Annotated in this window: 16 protein-coding genes; 4 read left to right on the top strand and 12 right to left on the bottom strand. The window is 58.5% G+C overall.

All coding sequences use genetic code 11. The annotated features are described in order from the left end of the window. From C0398_03485 to C0398_03455, 7 genes are all read right to left on the bottom strand, one after another. A complete protein-coding gene (locus C0398_03485; protein MBA4365056.1) occupies positions 1 to 1,017 on the bottom strand; it encodes a BMP family ABC transporter substrate-binding protein in 1,017 nt (338 codons plus the stop codon). Positions 1,018 to 1,039: 22 nt separating this feature from the next. Continuing rightward, on the bottom strand, positions 1,040 to 1,978 hold the full coding sequence (locus C0398_03480) for a ribokinase (protein MBA4365055.1): 939 nt from the start codon (positions 1,976 to 1,978) through the stop codon (positions 1,040 to 1,042). A 2-nt stretch (positions 1,979 to 1,980) separates the two neighbouring features. Beyond that, positions 1,981 to 2,991: a LacI family transcriptional regulator gene (locus C0398_03475; protein MBA4365054.1), complete on the bottom strand. Its 1,011-nt coding sequence runs from the start codon at positions 2,989 to 2,991 to the stop codon at positions 1,981 to 1,983. Between the two features lie 2 nt (positions 2,992 to 2,993). Further along, positions 2,994 to 3,545 carry a dCTP deaminase gene (locus C0398_03470; protein MBA4365053.1) on the bottom strand — a complete coding sequence of 184 codons (552 nt, stop codon included), beginning with the start codon at positions 3,543 to 3,545 and terminating at the stop codon, positions 2,994 to 2,996. A gap of 215 nt (positions 3,546 to 3,760) precedes the next feature. Continuing rightward, positions 3,761 to 5,371: a UDP-N-acetylmuramoyl-tripeptide--D-alanyl-D-alanine ligase gene (locus C0398_03465; protein ID MBA4365052.1), complete on the bottom strand. Its 1,611-nt coding sequence runs from the start codon at positions 5,369 to 5,371 to the stop codon at positions 3,761 to 3,763. Further along, positions 5,368 to 6,153 carry an alpha/beta hydrolase gene (locus C0398_03460; GenBank protein MBA4365051.1) on the bottom strand — a complete coding sequence of 262 codons (786 nt, stop codon included), beginning with the start codon at positions 6,151 to 6,153 and terminating at the stop codon, positions 5,368 to 5,370. Before C0398_03460 ends, C0398_03465 begins: the two co-directional genes overlap by 4 nt. Before the next feature lie 9 nt (positions 6,154 to 6,162). Then, a complete protein-coding gene (locus tag C0398_03455) occupies positions 6,163 to 7,440 on the bottom strand; it encodes a D-alanine--D-alanine ligase (GenBank protein ID MBA4365050.1) in 1,278 nt (425 codons plus the stop codon). A 156-nt stretch (positions 7,441 to 7,596) separates the two neighbouring features. Between C0398_03455 and C0398_03450 the strand changes: the two genes are divergently transcribed. Then, on the top strand, positions 7,597 to 7,776 hold the full coding sequence (locus C0398_03450; protein MBA4365049.1) for a hypothetical protein: 180 nt from the start codon (positions 7,597 to 7,599) through the stop codon (positions 7,774 to 7,776). Here the strand turns inward: C0398_03450 and C0398_03445 are convergent. Beyond that, positions 7,765 to 8,235 carry a hypothetical protein gene (locus C0398_03445; protein ID MBA4365048.1) on the bottom strand — a complete coding sequence of 157 codons (471 nt, stop codon included), beginning with the start codon at positions 8,233 to 8,235 and terminating at the stop codon, positions 7,765 to 7,767. The genes C0398_03450 and C0398_03445 overlap by 12 nt on opposite strands. 4 nt (positions 8,236 to 8,239) lie before the next feature. Beyond that, positions 8,240 to 9,160, bottom strand: coding sequence for a hypothetical protein (locus C0398_03440; protein MBA4365047.1), 921 nt, complete (start codon positions 9,158 to 9,160; stop codon positions 8,240 to 8,242). Between the two features lie 179 nt (positions 9,161 to 9,339). On the opposite strand from C0398_03440, the gene C0398_03435 reads away from it, so the two are divergent. Next, positions 9,340 to 9,807, top strand: a complete 468-nt coding sequence (locus C0398_03435) for a hypothetical protein (protein MBA4365046.1) — start codon at positions 9,340 to 9,342, stop codon at positions 9,805 to 9,807. Continuing rightward, positions 9,804 to 11,051 carry a peptidase T gene (gene pepT / locus C0398_03430; protein MBA4365045.1) on the top strand — a complete coding sequence of 416 codons (1,248 nt, stop codon included), beginning with the start codon at positions 9,804 to 9,806 and terminating at the stop codon, positions 11,049 to 11,051. The genes C0398_03435 and pepT overlap by 4 nt, the downstream gene beginning before the upstream one ends. Before the next feature lie 76 nt (positions 11,052 to 11,127). On the opposite strand, the gene C0398_03425 is transcribed toward pepT, so the two are convergent. The 3 genes from C0398_03425 to C0398_03415 are packed head-to-tail and all read right to left on the bottom strand — an operon-like array spanning position 11,128 to position 14,962. After that, a complete protein-coding gene (locus C0398_03425) occupies positions 11,128 to 13,557 on the bottom strand; it encodes an aldehyde oxidase (GenBank protein MBA4365044.1) in 2,430 nt (809 codons plus the stop codon). Continuing rightward, the gene (locus C0398_03420) at positions 13,554 to 14,027 is read right to left on the bottom strand and encodes a ferredoxin (protein ID MBA4365043.1); all 474 of its coding nucleotides are present in this window, start codon (positions 14,025 to 14,027) and stop codon (positions 13,554 to 13,556) included. The genes C0398_03425 and C0398_03420 overlap by 4 nt, the downstream gene beginning before the upstream one ends. Beyond that, positions 14,024 to 14,962, bottom strand: coding sequence for a hypothetical protein (locus C0398_03415; protein MBA4365042.1), 939 nt, complete (start codon positions 14,960 to 14,962; stop codon positions 14,024 to 14,026). The genes C0398_03420 and C0398_03415 overlap by 4 nt, the downstream gene beginning before the upstream one ends. Positions 14,963 to 15,011: 49 nt before the next feature. Here C0398_03415 and C0398_03410 point away from each other — a divergent pair, with 49 nt between their 5' ends. After that, positions 15,012 to 15,746, top strand: a complete 735-nt coding sequence (locus C0398_03410; GenBank protein MBA4365041.1) for a formate dehydrogenase family accessory protein FdhD — start codon at positions 15,012 to 15,014, stop codon at positions 15,744 to 15,746. The last annotated feature ends 147 nt before the right edge of the window (positions 15,747 to 15,893 follow it).

Here is a 15,893-nt window from a genome sequence, read left to right as displayed (position 1 = left end):
CTACTGGTACTTGGTGACGGCGAGCGTGCCGTCGATGATCTGCTGACGGACTTCGCCGATGCGATCGAGAATGCTCTGCGGAAGAACTTGCACCGTCGCCTCGGTTGCCAGATCGACAGTTCCAGTCTTCAGCCCATACTTCACGACTTGCCCCGGCTTGTAGGTACCATCCTTGATCGTCTTGTAGACGTCTTCGATGGTCGCGCCCACGTCCTTGATGTCCGACGCGATGACGTAGCCGGGCTCGATATCGTTCTGATTCGTGTCGACGCCGATTGCGTACAGGCCACGCTCCTTGGCTGCCTGCAACACGCCCAGACCCGTGGCGGCGGCAACCTGGAACACAACATCGCACTTCTTGTCATAGAGGCTGAGAGCGGCCTGCTTGCCTTTGGCCGGGTCGTCCCAGATACCGGCGAGCACGACGCGCTCGACCTTGATGGCCTTGTCGATGTAGTGGACGCCATCCTCATAGGCCTTCACAAAAGCCATCACGACGGGATCATCCGCTGCGGCGACCACGCCGACGACCTTGTCGGCGTTGATATTCTTGATGCTCATGTCTGTGGTCGTAAGACCGGCACAGACGCCCGCCAGGAACGCACTCTCTTCTTCGACATATTTGATGGACGTTATCGTGCTCTTGCTGTTCTGCACAATCGTGTCAATGTTGACGAAGATCTTGTCCGGGTACTTGTCGGCCATCGCCTTCAGAGCATCCTCGAACGCATAGGAAATGACGAACACGACATCGCTGTACTGTGTGGCTGCTTCGAGGCCGGGTTCGTACTTGCCTGCGTCGAAGTTGCACTCAATCGTCCTTGTCTCCACACCATACTGTGCCTTGATGTTGTCGATCCCTTTCTGGCCGGAATCGTAGAACGCATTGTCGCCAAGAGCTCCATTGATAAGGTAGACGAGCTTGTCGGTCTTGGGACCAGTCACTGTCGGCTTGCAGCCGGCAAATGACAGGCTAATCATCATAAGTGCGAGCAGCGTACACAGCATTCTCTTCATGTTTACTCTTCTCCTTTGTCCTTCAGATGTGCTGCTTTGGGAGGTGGTCTCCCCTGTGCAGCCTTGCCTCAAGAAACGCAGTGACTTCCACTTCATCCGGCATCGATTGCTGAGCACCCGGCCGCGTTACCGTAAGCGCTCCCGCCGCCATCCCCCGGCAGAGTGCCGTGTCGGGGTCAAACCCCAGGTCCAGCGACGCGGCAAATGCTCCCTGGAAAGAATCACCCGCAGCCGTCGTATCGACCGGTACCACCGAAAACGCGGGCACCTCGGGGCTCTCGAATGCGCCAACCGCAAATACACCCTTTTCTCCCCGCTTCACGACGACGGTCCGTGCGCCCAGGCCAAGCAGGACTGCTGCGGCCTCTTTGAGACCGGTTGTTCCGGCAAGCGCTCGGGCCTCACCCTCGTTCGGCATGAGGTAGTCCACATCGGCGAATACTCCTGGCGTCAATGTGAGGGACTCCCAGGGCGAAGGATCGAGGATGACGGTAGCTCCTCTCAGGTGCGCCATATGAGCAGCCTCCCGAACAACCGCAAACGGGATTTCGCACTGCAGCAGAAGAACGACCCCGGGCTGCAGCAAACCCTCCAGCGTCTCGAGTTCGGCAGCGCCGACGGCACCGTTGGCACCCGGGACGACCACAATGCGATTCTCGCCGCCTCTTTCTACCAAAATGCACGCAACCCCCGTCGGCAAGACCGGATCCACCATGACGCGGCCAACGTCCACTCCGTAGGCCGACAACCCATTCATCACGTCCCGCCCAAAGGCGTCTGATCCCACCCGCCCAACCAGCACAGTCTCCGCTTTCAGCCGGGCAGCCTGTACCGCCTGGTTCGCACCTTTACCACCCGGGTTCGTAAGCCATCCAGTAGAGACAATGGTCTCACCCTGGTCCGGCGCACGGTCGCAGCGGACAACGAGATCCATGTTGATGCTACCGAATGATATGACCATGACTACAACGCCCTTGCCGAAGAAGGCTGCACAGAAGCATTCCGGAGAGCCGTCGAATCCCGGACTACAAGCTCCGTCGGGAGAACCACCAGCTGCTGTGACGCATGACCGCGTCTCATGTCGAGGATCGCTCTCACTGCCAGTCGTCCCATCTCATAGGTGGGTTGTCGCACCGTCGTGAGCGACGGACTGAAGATCCTCGCAAACGCGATGTCGTCAAAACCAGTCACCGATATCCTCTCCGGCACCGGGATACCCAATTCGGCAAGTCTCGCCAGAGCGCCAAATGCACACAAGTCATTGGCACAGACAATACCCGTCGTTCCGTCCATCATGGGCCAGGCCTGCTTCATGGCTCCGTAGCCGTCGTCGATCCCAAAACCCGCACGCACGACATCAAAGTCGATATCGTGAAGGCGGCACTGGTCACGAAACCCTCGGAGCCTGTCCTCAGCTGTAGAGATCATTGGAGAGCCCGAAAGATAGAGCAGCTTGCGGTGCCCCAGCCCCGCCAGGTAGTCGACCACAGCCTTGCTCCCACCGTAGTTGTCGGCATTCACCTGTGAAACCAGGGAACCGGAGAGTCTACGGTCCATGACAACAACGGGAACATCTGCCGCCAGCTCTGCCACATACGCATCTCTTCGGGAAGCGCTGGCCACGATGATTCCTGCCACAGTCAGATCATGCAGAGAATGCAGGTACTGTTTCTCCTTGGCCACATGACCGTCGCTATTGCAGACGATGAGGTTCAGGCCATGCTTGCGTGCTTCATCCTCCACGCCGCGCACGATAGCTGGAAAGAATGGGTTGGTAATGTCAGGAACCACAAGACCAATGAGATCGGATTGGCCAAGGACCATAGCGCGTGCAATACGATTGGGCTTGTAGTCCAACTCCCTGGCCATCTTCAGAATGCGCTCACGCAGCTCCGATCGCACCATCTCCGGCTTCGAGAACGCCCGCGACACTGTGCTTGTAGAGACACCGAGCTTCCGCGCGATTTCCCTCATGGCTACTCCACCCTCGGCAACCAGATGCCTGTCTGGTTCTGGTACTTTCCCTTCTTGTCCTTATAGGAGATGCCGCACAGATCGTCGGCTCCCATGAAGAGAACCTGGGCAATCCCCTCGTTGGCATAGACTTTGACGGGGAGCGGCGTCGTGTTACTGATCTCGATGGTCACGAAGCCTTCCCATTCGGGCTCAAGCGGCGTCACGTTGACGATGATGCCCGCTCGAGCATATGTGCTCTTGCCAATGACAAGACACAAGACATCCCGGGGAATCCGGAAGTACTCGAGACTGCGTGCGAGCGCGAAGGAGTTCGGCGGGATGATGCAGGAGTCTCCCTTCATGTCCACGAAGCTTTGCCCGGTGAACGCCTTCGGATCGACGATGGCATTGAAGACATTGGTGAAGACCTTGAATTCGTCCGCCACACGCATGTCGTATCCATAAGACGACACCCCATACGAGACGACGCCCTTGGGACAGTCTGCTGCGAACGGTTCGATCATGCCATCCAGTGCATGAGCCGCGATCCACACATCAGACTTGATTCCCATTTCCCGCCTCCAAGTCCCGATTTTCGCCTGCAAACGCTATCATTGTGTCCAGAAGCACGCAGCCGTCAAGGTTGACTACCGGCAAGCCTCTCATGGGGCAGCACCAGTGCCGGCATTTCACAGGTCGACCTACCTGTGATTACTTCGGGCCTCCCGCATGCACCACGACCGACCACCCACCCACGTTCCTGGCCACCGCTCTCGCGGCAATCACATCACTCATTGTAGGTATCAGGGAGGTCGTTCTCGAACATCACCGTGTCACCGGATGTCAGCAGACTTCGCATAAGCACCGTGACCTCCTCGAGGGAACGAGCCGTGAGGATGCTCGTCTCCAGGAAACCAGCCGACAGCAGTCCTTCGCGCACCGGCCGAGTCTTCTTCGGGCCCACAAGGACCACTGTGTCAGCCGCTCCAGCCGCCTGCCTGCCTGCCTCGATGTTCGTGGCGTCCTCCGCACCACCCAGCGATACCAGCCCGGGGGTAACGAGGATTCGTCGCGAAGGAAAAGCGGCCAGGACCTCCATCGCCGTGGCAAACCCGGCAGGATTCGAGTTGAAGGCATCATCGATGATGCGCACGCCGCCGGGGCCAGCCATCAACTGTAGCCGATGAGGAGGCGCCTGCAGTGTTGCGACACCATCCTGAATGGCGTTCCAGGATACACCCAGTTCACGCGCCACTGTGACCGCAAGCAAGATGTTCTCGACGTTATGCCGGCCGAGCAGCATCGTGTGGCACGCGAATCGCTCATCTTGACGCGTCACGATATCGAAGGACAGACCGTCGGCGCCCATCACGATGTTCTCGGCATGCAAGTCGGATGACAACGATCCGCCTGCGCTTGCTCTCAGGAGTCTCTTCCCGTGCACACTCTCGACATCTGCCAGGACAGGGTCATCGCCATTCAGGATGACCGTTGGTCCACTCCCGGGCATGCTGACGAATCCCTGAAGGACACGCCGGATGACTGCCTCGGAGCCAAACTCCTCGAGGTGCTGCAGACCGACCGACGTCACGATCGAAATGCTACAGGGGACCAGACTGAGAAGATGCTCAAATCCACCCCTTTCGTTCTCGGCCAGCTCCACCACGAACACCTCGTGTTCAGGGCCGAGCTGTCCGCGAATGACCCGGCAGATGCCCATGGCGGTGTTGTAGCTCTCCGGCGTCATCAGAACACGATAACGTGACTCGAGCAGGTGCGCCGTGAAGAATTTGGTGCTCGTCTTGCCATAGCTTCCGGTGATGCCGACAACAGTTGGATTGAACCCGGCAAGGGTCCTGCGGGCATCTCTCACGTACCAGTCTCGTATCGACGCCTCCACAGGCTCCATGATCGTGCGGCTGGCAACCAGAATAACAGGGGCCAGCATCGGCAGAAGCCAGGCTATCGCAAGAGCGAGTCTTGCCTGTCCAGCAAGCGGTACCAAGCACATCCCTGTACTGAGGATCGCAGTACAAACCAGCAGGCGTCGCGCGCGCGGAGTCATGACAAGAGCCTTCTTCACTGGACTCCGTGCCCCGAGACGGCGTTCCCACAGGAGTCCCCCCAGGCCAACAGCTATCGACAGGCTGCAAGCGATGGCGGTCGACGATGCCGATAGAGGGTGTAGGAACAACACAACGGCCCCAAGGAGGCCAAGGAGGTCAAGCATGGGGTTGGCAGCCAGCCGGTCGATGTGGACGAGAACCCAGCGGACGAAGCGCCGAGGATCGTATTCCTCGAGCTGCAGCATGTGAAGAAGATAGACGAGTCTTGCCAAGGCAAGAGCGAGGGCAGTACCGACGGCCAGGACCGAAAGGAGCGCGGCCAAACCTCTCATCCTGTCGCTCCTTCTCGCGTTCCATGGAGGAATGCGCCGACCACGGCATTCACAAATGCCGGGCTGTCCAGGTAGCTAAAGTGACCCGCACCTGCAACGGCAATAAGCCGCGACCCCCTGATCAGCCGTTCCATCTTCCGTCCATCGGCCATGGGCGTTTCGGTGTCCCTTTCCCCCCACAGAAGCAGCGTCGGTGCACTGACAGCCTTCAAGTATACGGTGAGGTCGAGATTGACGGTCCTCACCATGGATGCCCTCATCACGCCGGTCATCGCCTTGTAGTCGGCACTTCCGAATCGCATGGCAAGGCGCTCCTGCAGCGCGGGCCCCCGAGCCCCAAGAATCGGAAGGCGCAGGACTGTCTTGGCGACCTTGTAGAAGAGCTGCCGTGCGTGCCGCCTAAGCGTTGTCGGCGGTTTGATGCCGGCGGCATCGATGAGGACGAGAGCCTGGACGGATTCAGGAACGTGCGCTGCGAGCCATATGGCAATGCGGCCGCCAAACGAGTGTCCGACGTAGGTCGCGCGCGTAATTCCAAGAGACGTCACTGCCCTCTCGACGAAGGCAGCGTATTCGGACGCCCCCCACGGAACCGGAGGAGGACTGCTGCCACCGAAACCGGGAAGGTCGAAAGCAAGAACCCGGTACTTGTCCCGCAGTCCCAGGATGAGCGGTGTCATACTGGCCGCCTGGCCGCCCCAGCCGTGCAACAGCACAACGGGGTCTCCAGACCCTTCGTCTACATAAGCGAGCGTGATGCCGTCGACGAGCGTACTGGCCACGAGGCTCCGTCAGACGCTCTTGCTTCCGGACTTGCCCTTTGAACCCAGCTTCAGCAGGTCTGACACGTCGTAACTGACGACGTTCGACCTGCGATCTTCGAATGCCGCACAGGCTAGATCGATCAACTTCGTCAGCAGGTCTCGGTACTGCATGCCGACAGCTTCCCACAGGTAGAACGACAGGGCACCCGGAATCGTGTTGATCTCGTTGACGTAGACGACTCCCGATCCATCGATCAGGAAATCGACCCGCGCGACGCCCCGGCAATCAAGCGTTGTGAATGCACGGCATGCCAGATCCTGCACCCGACGGGTGAGATCGTCGCCGAGATTCGCCGGAACTCTCCGCGCCTCTGCCTTCTGGACGGCATGATCCGGTTCGGCCGTAGCCTTGTACCCCACCTTGTACTTGGCGTCATAGTCAAGAAATGTGTGAGAGCTGAAGACTTCTTCGCACGCCGACGGCATCGGCTCGTCGTTGCCCAGGACAGCGCAGTTTATCTCGCGATGGTCGGTAACAGCCTGCTCTACCAGCAGCTTGCGGTCGAAGTGACTGGCAACCTCCAGTGCGTATCGCAGTGTGTCCTGATCCGTCGCACGAGTGATCCCCACGCTGGAGCCCAGGTTCGCTGGTTTCACGAACATGGGGAATTGCAGTCGCTGCTCGGCCGCACGAAGGCAGTCGTCCGGCGAAGCACGCCATGTGCGCCTGCCGAAACTGACGTACGGAACCACAGGGATTCCGGCAGCCGCAAACAGCTGTTTCTGGAACACCTTGTCCATGCCCAGTGCAGACCCGGTCACACCTGCACTCGTGTAGGGGATCCCCAGCAGTTCGAACATGCCTTGCATCGTCCCGTCTTCACCGTTGGTGCCGTGATTGCACAGCAATCCGACGTCGATGGCCAGTGGTTCCGCATCCATTCCACGACCCATGAAGCCTTTGCGCGGGGCCTGCATCACGAAGGTCGACTTTCCGGCGAACGGCTGCAGCTGCACGCGCTGTGCCTTGGCCGGAAGACCGACCATGTCACGGAACGCATCCATTGTCTTCAGGACTCCACCCGTGAACCAGACGCCCTCCTTGGATACGTACAGCGGGACGACCTCGAACCGCGCCTCGTCCAGAGAATTCATCGCCTGGACGGCGGTAATGATGGAGACCTCGTGCTCCACTGAGCGCGAACCGAAGACAACGCCGACTCTCTTCTTCATTGATGGCTCCTTGCACCGGCACCGCAGGGCAGATGCACCCTGGACAGCCCGCGAATTGCTGATTTCATGCATATTTAGTTTATTCCCTTTAACCCGGTTTGCAACGGACCGAACGAGGAAAACCACGCCGTCCGCGCGCTCCGATGGCGTTTGACCGAACCGATTTGACAGAGACGCGCGCCGTTATATATTGGAATACGAACAATTGTCTGTGAAAGGATAGATCAGATGAACTACAGGTCATTCGGAAGGCTCGACTGGAAGCCATCTGCACTCGGATTTGGTACCAAAAAAAGTGAAGGCTCTTCCGCTGACAGCTGCATCCGCTGTGGAGCATGCGAGGAAAAGTGCCCACAGCATATTGCCATTTGCGACCAGTTGGCCGACGTCGCTGAGCTACTTGGCTGATTCTTCCCGAGACTGTCGTCCTGAACGGCAATGCCGGCAGTACCCGTACAAGACAAGGCTGTGATCAGTGACCTCAAAACCCAGCTCTTCGGCCGCGCTGTCGACAGAATCATCTACAGGGCAGCTCCTGATCGGCAACATGCGACGACACCCGAGGCAGACCATGTAGTGCCGATGAACATGTCCCGTCAGCTCAAAGAATGCATGGCCGTCATTGCTCAACAAGGTCCGCTCCACACTCCCACGACTGAGGAGTTCATCCAAGGTACGATAGACCGTGGACAGCGCTAAGCCCGGCAGGGCTCCATTCGCCCGTTCGAGAATGTCTTCGGCTGTCAGTGGAATGCCGGCTTCACCCAGAACCTGAAGAATGACGCGACGATCCCTGGTCATCCGGAATCCCTTCAGTTGTCCGGGCATCTGACTCCCACCCGTCTCGTGCCTGCCGGCTGATCCCATAACATCACTTCCCTGACAGGAACTGTATGAGGATGCCGGAAGCAATACTGATACCGAGCAGCCAGGAAATGACCTTCAGAGTATTCTTTGTATCGTGGTTCTCACGAAAGAGGACAACGAGTCCCAGCCCACCCGCAGCCCCCAGACCAGCTACGGTCGATCCAAAGCTGATGGTGCCGGCGATGTACAGCTCGGTGATCGCCACGCTGGCAGCACAATTCGGTATGAGCCCTATGAGTGCTGCCAGAACAGGCTGGAAGATCGTGTGACTCAGGAATAGACGCGACAGGTCCTCCTGCCCGACGCGATTGATCAGCAACCCAATGATGAGTGACGTAACCAGAACAAACAGGACAATCTGAGCAGTCCGCTTCGTCGCAGACCACAGGATTTCCTTCCAGTCAATCTTGCCGGTCTCCTCACACGTACATGATGCACGAGTGCCATCGCAGGTACAGCTCTCCTCACCAATCCTCACTGCCTCCTGCTGGGCTTTCTGGTGGTCCCGACATTCCTGCACGCGTCTGCGATTTTCGGTGCGCATCAGTGCGTCAACAAGATATCCCCCCGCGACAGCAACCAGAACCTTGACACCGACAAGAGGAAGCACTATGTATGCCTTATCCGGCTTCGACAGTAGGATAGGCAGCGCTTCGTCAGACGTAGCAAGGTACACAGCGACGATCGTGCCCATCGTAAGAAGTCGTTGCGTATACAATGCGCTTGCCATGACCGAGAAACCACACTGAGGGATGGCACCCCCCGCCGCTGCGACAAGAGGCCCAACGTGCCCCGCTCTTTCGACCGCATCGACGATTCGCTGTTGCCACCTCGCCTCGACGTATTCCAGCACGAGGTAGACCCCAAACAGAATTGGCGCCATGTTGAGCGTATCCTTGAGAGCATCCAGAATGACATTCACCACAGACCAACCACCTCTCTACATGCAAATGATTTGCAACAAGATCACCATCAGTATAGGCGAGAGAGTGCAACGTCAACTTGCAAACCGTGATTTCGACCATTCATCCGCTGGTCTGTACGATTGAACGGTTTCGGATACAATGGACATTGTCGCTCCTAAGGCGGCGAAACGAGGGGCTCATGACGGAAAGCGAACAACTTGTACAGACAACGATCAGGTCAGGAGGCGCGACACTCTGTGCGGCCGATGGCGGGGCACTCGTATGCCGGCTGACCGGCAGAGGGATCAGCACACTTCTCCTGGCGGTTGAGAAGGAATGTAACGCCAGTCACGGTCCCCTGGACTGGGGCGACAAACTGGTGGGACGGGCGGCTGCGCTCCTGTTCACTCTGGTGCACGCGCGGTCGGTATTTGCCCTGACGATGAGCATAGGTGCGCAGGACTTCCTGCACACGGCGGGCATTCCATTCGTGTGTGATGCTGTCATCCTCGATGTGCTCGACCAGACAGGCATGGGGCCATGTCCGATGGAGGCGGCGGTTAGCGATGTCGATGAACCGCTTGCCGCACTGGAAGCGCTCAAACAAGTAAGTCAGGCACTATCAGATGCAGAGCGCAACAATGCGTCCAAAAAGGGGAGCACATGAACAACCTGGTATGTCGTTTCCTGCACTACACGTCATTCGATACGCAGTCGGACGAGAATTCGGTCACGTTTCCCAGCACCGAGAAGCAGTTTGCTCTTGCCCATGAGCTGGACGAAGAGCTGCAATCGCTTGGCCTGACGGACTCTTCTGTCGATCCGAATGGCTACGTCACGGCCACTCTTCCGGCCAACTGTGAGCATCCGGAGACGGTCCCAGTCATCGCATTTCTCGCACACATGGATACGTCCCCCGACGCCTCGGGCATGGCCGTGAAGCCACGTATCATCACTGCCTATGATGGGGGCGACATCTCCCTGAACGCGGATAGAAACATTGTTCTGAGCCCAACCGCCTTCCCGGACATGCTGTTACACAGGGGCGAGGACTTCATTGTGGCAGATGGCACGACTCTGCTGGGGGCCGACGACAAGGCAGGCATTGCAGAGATCATGACTGCTGTCGAGTACCTGCTGGCACACCCCGAGGTGAAGCACGGTGCCATCAAGATCGGATTTACGCCGGATGAGGAAGTCGGACAGGGTGTCGATCGGTTCGACGTGGCGAAGTTCGGGGCGACGTACGCATACACCCTCGACGGAGACGAACTTGGCAGTCTCGAGTACGAAAACTTCAATGCCGCCTGGGCAGAATTTGAGATCGTTGGGAAAAGCATCCACCCTGGTGCCGCAAAAGGCATCATGAAGAATGCGGCTCTCATTGCGGCAGAACTGACGACACTCTTCCCCTCCGACGAAACGCCTCGATCAACTGAGAAGTATGAGGGTTTCTTCCATCTGACCGGCATCCATGGCGTGTGCGAGAAAGCCGAAGCCAAGTACATCGTCCGAGATCACGACAAACTCCATTTCGAGCAGCGCAAGAGCATGGTGCATGCTGTCTGCGACTTCCTGAACGCCAAGTATGGAGAGGATACCGTCACGGTTCATGTGCGCGATTCCTACTACAACATGCGCGAGGTTATCGAGCAAAACATGATTCTCGTCGATATCGCCCGCAGTGTCATGGAGAAGCTGGGCATTGCGCCCCTCGTGAAGCCCGTTCGTGGTGGGACTGATGGCGCACGGCTCAGCTACATGGGCCTTCCCTGCCCCAACCTGTTCACCGGCGGCCGCAACTACCACGGTCCACTCGAGTACATCGTCATCCAATCCATGGAGAAAGCGGTGCAGGTCATCGTGGGCATTGCTGAAGCGTTCGCAAGTCGATCAGCGATTGCGCCGTGACCTGGGCAACATCGTCATGATGCGAAAGGGGCGCCTTGTCAGGCGCCCCTTTCGCATGCTATCTCCTGAACCTGGATCAGATACTCTTGCCGCGCAACGCTGCCAGAACTCTGTCCGGCGTGTACGGCGTACGGTGAAGGCGAATCCCCGTCGCATCAAGGATTGCGTTGCCGATCGCAGGGATGGGACCGTTGATGCAAATCTCGGCCACCGATTTGGCACCCCATGGCCCAGTCGGCTCGTAAGTGTCGACGAGAATAACCTCGGTCGGCGGCATGTCGCGGCGAGACAGAATCTTGTAGTCGAACAGCGAAGAATTGGTCATGTTGCCGTGGGACCCAAAGTGGTACTCCTCGGTCAGCGCAAATCCTATGCCATTTGCTATCGCGCCCATGATCTGTCCGCGTACCAGGTCGGGGTTGATAGATACACCACAGTCGACAGCAGCCACATACTTGAGAACCTCGACCTTTCCCGTGAGCTCGTCCACTTCGATCTCCACAAAGTGTGCCGCAAAGGGTGGCGGAGAGTACGGGGACACGAACGACTGTGTCGCTGCAATCTGATGCTGATTGACTTCGTAGAAGGCACGGTAGGCAACGTCAGACACGGGGACTCTCTTTCCGCTCAGTACAGACACCACGTTTCCATCCTCCATACGATAGAAGGACAGGATAGGGTCCGGCTGATCATTGTCCCACTCAACCTTGGGCTCGGCCGTGACGAGATTGGCGTCGAGGTCCTCGTGAAGCATCTCCGCCGCAACGGCAAAGACCTGGTTCCGAACCGCCTTGGCCGCCTTGACGACGGCTCCACCCGAGACGAACGTGGTCGAGGAGGCATAGGCCCCGACATCGAACGGCGTCAGGTCAGTGTCGCTGGAGAGAGCGCTGATCTTGTCCATCGTGACCCCCAGGACTTCGGCCGCCATCTGCGACAGGATCGTGTCGGAACCAGTACCGATGTCCGTCGCGCCCATGGTCAAGAAGTAGCTCCCGTCCTCGTTGAGCTTGATGGAAGCGGAAGCCATATCGATGAGCGGGATACCGGAGCCCTGCATATGCATCGACATGCCGACGCCACGGACCTTGTGACCGTTACGCGTGCGTTTGCCGCGCTTCTCCGTCCAGCCGATTGCCTCGGCCCCGAGGTCGACAAGGGTCGGTAATGAACTGCTCTTGATCGTCTGGGCAACTCCCTGACGGCCCTCGCCGAGAGCCTCGAAGATCGGCGAACCTTCTCCGACTCTGATCATGTTCATCTTGCGCAACTCTATGGGGTCCATGCCCAGCTTAGCTGCCAAGTCGTCGATCGTAGTTTCGAGCGCGGCGTATCCCTGAGTCGCCCCATACCCTCGGTATGCCCCCGGCACGGGAAGATTAGTGTAGACTGCATCCCCAAAGAACCGAACGTCAGACGCCTTGTTGTACAGCGGCAGGGTCTTGCTGCCGGTGTTGGACATGACCGTAAGGCTGTGACTGCCGTAGGCGCCGGTATTGCTGAGAACGTACATCTTGAGAGCCCTGAAGTGACCCTGCTTGTCACAACCGATGCTCATGTCGATCTTCATCGGGTGACGAGTCCTGGCGGAGACGAACTCCTCTTTGCGCGTCAGCTCGATCTCACACGGCAGTCCTGTTCTGATGGTTGCACACGCCACGAGGTCGTCAATGAGGATCTCCTGCTTGGTGCCAAAACCGCCGCCGATCCGAGGCTTGACGACACGCAGCTTGCTCATAGGAAGGCCAAGGACCCTCGAGACGATACGCCGTACGTGCCAGGGGACCTGTGTGCTCGAAACGATCACGATCTTCCCCAACTCATCGGTATAGGCGAATGCCGTGTGCGTCTCCATCGGGGTGTGCTGAGCATAGTGCGTCTGGAAGGTCTCAGAGATGATCACCTCGGATTCCGCCAATGCCTTCTCGACGTCTCCAACGTTGATATCGACATGCGCCGCAACATTGTGCGCAGCGTCATAGGCACCCTTCGGGTCCTCCGGATGCACGATCGGAGCTCCCGGCTTCATCGCATTATCGGCGTCAAGAACAGCAGGTTCTTCCTTGAAGCTCACCTTGATAAACCTGAGCGCCTGTTCCGCAATATCTTTGGAGTCCGCAAAGACAGCAGCCACACGGTCACCCACGAAACGCACGCGCTCCGTGAACATCTGGTTGTCGTAGGGCGAAGGCTCTGGCCAACCTTGTCCAGCTGTCGTGTAGAACGTACGCGGCGTGTTCTTCCAGGTCAGCACAAGACGGACACCAGGCAGTGCCTCTGCAGCGCTGGTATCGATCGCGTCAATAAGTCCGTTCGCTATCGGACTCGTCAGGATCTTCCCATGCAGACGGTTCGGAAAACTGTGTGCCGCGATATCGTCCGTGTACATCGGGGCTCCGCTGACCAGAGCATAGCCGTCAACCTTGTCGACGGACTTGCCGACCACATGCGTCGCCGGATACGACCCTTCGGTCAGGTGACGGAAACCCTTTCTCTCGATGCTCATTTCTTGTTCCCCTTCCGAAGCTGCGCAGCGGCATCGAGGACTGCCTCAACCTGCTGTTCATACCCAGTGCAGCGACAGTAGTTGCTGTCCATCGCCAACCGGATCTCTTCTTCGGTAGGATCAGGGTTTTCGTCCAGCAGCGCCTTGGCAGACGTGATGGCACCAGGCGCGCAGTATCCACACTGGGCGGCACCATTCTTCACAAAGGCGTCCTGGAGGACGTGGGGGTGGGCCTGATCCCCTATGCCGCGTACGGTCGTCACGGCGTGTCCGTCAGCTTTGGCAGCCAGTGCCAGGCATGAAGCGACAGGCCGGCCATCCAGCAGCACAGTACAAGCACCACAGTCTCCAGTATGACAGCTGCCCTTTACCTCGAGGTAGCCCTCGCGCCGCAAGACGTCGAGCAGGACCTCGTCAGGCTGAACATCAAAGGAACGTTCAACGGTATTCACCGTTATCGAGATAGTCATTGTGCCACTCCTGTCATGTGCTCTTCCAGGTTTACGATAGCCGCCCGCACCAGCTCACGCCGGAACTCGCCCGTCGCACGAAGGTCAGTGCCGACCTCAACGAGGTCAGGAGCCATCTCCGCCACTCTCGCGAACGTCTCATGCGACAACGACTTTCCGACAAGTTCTTCAGAGAGCCGAGGGTAGAGAGCTGCATGGCTCGGACGCCCGGCGAAGACCAGGTTGGCCGCCGCAATGACCTTGCCATCACTGCTGACAAGCGCTGAGAAGTGCAGCGTCGAAATATCCTGCAGCGTACGGGTGAACCGCCAGAGGAATCCCCTCGAGCCGGCATTCCCTGCCGGCAGCAGGACCCCCTTGATGATCACTCCCGGCTGCTTCGCTTCAATGTAGCCGGCGAGAGGCATAATACGCTCAGCACCGTCAAACAGTCGCACCTGTGCGCCCAGGGCAACGAGATGGGGCACGACGTCGTTCCACGGCTGGTTGCGCCCAATGGCTCCGCCGACAGTGATCATGTCCCGCAGGTTATTGTGAGCGATACGGCCCGCCCACCAGGCGAGGGAACCCCCAGCGTACTGCCTGATCTCTGCGTTGCGACTGATCGTCGTGAGTGTGGTCTGAGAACCGATTTCGATTCCTTCCCGAGCTGCTGTTATGTAGTCCAGACCGCAGCGCGACAGGTCGATCAGGGTCGTGATTTCCGGGTTCCGGCGAAGGACCAGCTCCACGCCACCACCAACATACGCGGCGGCGGAACCGAGCTGCTTCGCTTTGGTGAACGCATCCTCCAGAGATGTCGCATGATAGTACTCAGTGATTCTGCCCATCAGGGCCTCCTTGCAAACAACACTGAAAATCACACGTATCATACCTTCGTGGCTCCCAAAATGCAACATCCAAGCAGGCTGAGAACCCACGCCAGCCTCTGGCATCCAAGGGCAACCGACCTATACTGGGCTCAGCCTTGGGAGGTGGCCAGTGATGATGACAACCATTTGGAAATACGATCGCAGCGGCACTGCGGTCAGGTGCGAGGACGAGGTCACCGAGGAACGCGCACTAACCATCTATGTGAACGGCACGCTGGCAGTGCGCCTTGCGAGTTCGGGCGAATTGGTCGATGCAGCCGCGATCGGCCACGCTGTGTCTGAGGGCTGGGCTCGACCCGCCCAGATCCTAGCCGTCACCGTTGAAGAACGCTCGGCGTTTCTTACGATCTCCCCCGATGCTCCCGGGCCGGACGCACCAACATCGATCGACATCGACTGCATTTCGGGAGACGTCCTGCCTGAAGATATCGCCCTCTCACCTGGATTCACCGTGTGCGTCTCACGCCTTCAGGATCTGGCCGAGGACATGCAGCGGAGCGCTCTTCACTGGAAGACCACCGGAGGCGTCCATGCAGCTCTTATCGCACAGGGAGAGCATGTCTTCAGCTGCGAAGACATTAGCCGTCACACGGCACTCGACAAGGTCATCGGACATGCTCTGATGCACTCCTGGAATCTCAGAGAGACAGTCTTGATGGGAACGGGACGCATTCCAGCCCAGGCAGTTGCCCAGGCTGCTCGTGCCGGGATACCAGTATTGGCCTCGAGGAGTGCCACGACGGCTCAGGCAATTGCTCTTGCGGAAAGGGTTGGCGTCACCGTCGTCGCCTTTGTGCGAGCCGGACGTATGAATGTCTACTCACACCCAGAACGAGTAGTACCCTAGGAGTGCCCCTACTCGCTGTGTGACGCGGCATCGATCTGGGCCTGCTCCTCCACCGCGCCCGAAGATGGCTTCGACTTCGGTCTTCAGCCCAACGATGCCGTACACCGGGTTACGTACACGATGCTGTGTGTCAACAGAAAGACAATG

Source organism: Coprothermobacter sp. (assembly GCA_013824685.1).
Taxonomy (GTDB): Bacteria; Caldisericota; Caldisericia; order Cryosericales; family Cryosericaceae; genus Cryosericum.
This window is presented reverse-complemented; position numbering and strand designations above follow the sequence as displayed.

Coding starts and splice junctions, on each gene's coding strand:
- C0398_03485 (MBA4365056.1), bottom strand. CDS start 1,017: ATGAAGAGAATGCTGTGTACGCTGCTCGCACTTATGATGATTAGCCTG.
- C0398_03480 (MBA4365055.1), bottom strand. CDS start 1,978: ATGGTCATATCATTCGGTAGCATCAACATGGATCTCGTTGTCCGCTGC.
- C0398_03475 (MBA4365054.1), bottom strand. CDS start 2,991: ATGAGGGAAATCGCGCGGAAGCTCGGTGTCTCTACAAGCACAGTGTCG.
- C0398_03470 (MBA4365053.1), bottom strand. CDS start 3,545: ATGGGAATCAAGTCTGATGTGTGGATCGCGGCTCATGCACTGGATGGC.
- C0398_03465 (MBA4365052.1), bottom strand. CDS start 5,371: ATGAGAGGTTTGGCCGCGCTCCTTTCGGTCCTGGCCGTCGGTACTGCC.
- C0398_03455 (MBA4365050.1), bottom strand. CDS start 7,440: ATGCATGAAATCAGCAATTCGCGGGCTGTCCAGGGTGCATCTGCCCTG.
- C0398_03450 (MBA4365049.1), top strand. CDS start 7,597: ATGAACTACAGGTCATTCGGAAGGCTCGACTGGAAGCCATCTGCACTC.
- C0398_03445 (MBA4365048.1), bottom strand. CDS start 8,235: ATGGGATCAGCCGGCAGGCACGAGACGGGTGGGAGTCAGATGCCCGGA.
- C0398_03435 (MBA4365046.1), top strand. CDS start 9,340: ATGACGGAAAGCGAACAACTTGTACAGACAACGATCAGGTCAGGAGGC.
- pepT (MBA4365045.1), top strand. CDS start 9,804: ATGAACAACCTGGTATGTCGTTTCCTGCACTACACGTCATTCGATACG.
- C0398_03425 (MBA4365044.1), bottom strand. CDS start 13,557: ATGAGCATCGAGAGAAAGGGTTTCCGTCACCTGACCGAAGGGTCGTAT.
- C0398_03420 (MBA4365043.1), bottom strand. CDS start 14,027: ATGACTATCTCGATAACGGTGAATACCGTTGAACGTTCCTTTGATGTT.
- C0398_03415 (MBA4365042.1), bottom strand. CDS start 14,962: ATGCCAGAGGCTGGCGTGGGTTCTCAGCCTGCTTGGATGTTGCATTTT.
- C0398_03410 (MBA4365041.1), top strand. CDS start 15,012: ATGATGACAACCATTTGGAAATACGATCGCAGCGGCACTGCGGTCAGG.